The sequence below is a fragment of the Vibrio sp. 2134-1 genome, assembly GCF_033339495.1.
In genome coordinates this window covers 1-992 of the sequence record NZ_JAWOUS010000163.1, presented here as the reverse complement: position 1 = coordinate 992, position 992 = coordinate 1, and the positions used below count along the sequence as shown (strand labels likewise).

Genomic DNA, 992 nt, shown 5'->3' with positions numbered 1-992 from the left:
TTTGCCTCCTGTCGCGCCGTACAAACATGTGTTACCGATAATGGTGGCTTCGTTACATTTAAATGCAGTGCCTAGGTGAGGTTTAATCGCGATCTTACCACCAGCCATGCCTTTGCCTACGTAGTCGTTCGCATCACCAGTGAGGTAAAGCTCTCCGCCGCCCGCATTCTAAACACCAAACGACTGGCCAGCCGTACCATCAAGATAGATTTTGATTGGCGAAGCTGCCAAACCTTGGTTGCCATAGCGTTTTGCTATCTCACCAGATAAACGCGCGCCAAAACAAGGGCTGTCGTATTGCTGAGAGAACTTTTGACAGGCGTTTTTAATGTGAGTCGAGAAGACCTTTAGCAGGTTGTCGCCAAGTTCATGGCCATATTTATCGTTCACGTACTTGAAGTTATCCAGATCGACATAAATCACCCACAAATGAGAAGGTGGCGAGGCTAGTTCACGCGTGGCAAGTTGGTGGAATCGATGACGGTTAGCCAACTGAGTAAGGTGATCAGTTTCTGCGAGACGTTTGGTCTTTTTGTAAATGACGTTGAGCTCTTCGTACATATCAAAAAAGCGAGATGAAAGACGGCCAATTTCATCATTGGTTCCGAGCTTTTCGATGTTGTCTCGCTGATTCGATTCTAGCTCGCTGAGTTGTTTATCGAGGCGAGAGACTGGATGCAAAACGTAACGATAGAGCACTAAGACGATCAGCGTGATGGTACAAAATGCCGCGATACCAAAAGAAAGTGCAAGCTCTAGCCATACTTTGTCCACTTTGTTCCACATCAGATACTCCGCAGGGGAGAGCACCGCATAAAAGTGGGGCAGAAGTTCAATGGTTTGCGCAAGAGGGATGTCTAGATAAATGGGTTTATCGGCAAACGTAATCACACTATGAGTATCAAATTCGACGTCGTGTTTGATGTCGTTAAACACTTCTAAAGATACGGACACGACAACAAAAAACACGTTGCTAGGATCGAAGCTAACTG

General features: G+C 46.2%; 1 pseudogene. It reads right to left on the bottom strand.

The annotated features are described in order from the left end of the window. Window positions 1–992: pseudogene (locus tag R7R78_RS24655) on the bottom strand (diguanylate cyclase domain-containing protein); the annotation flags it as partial.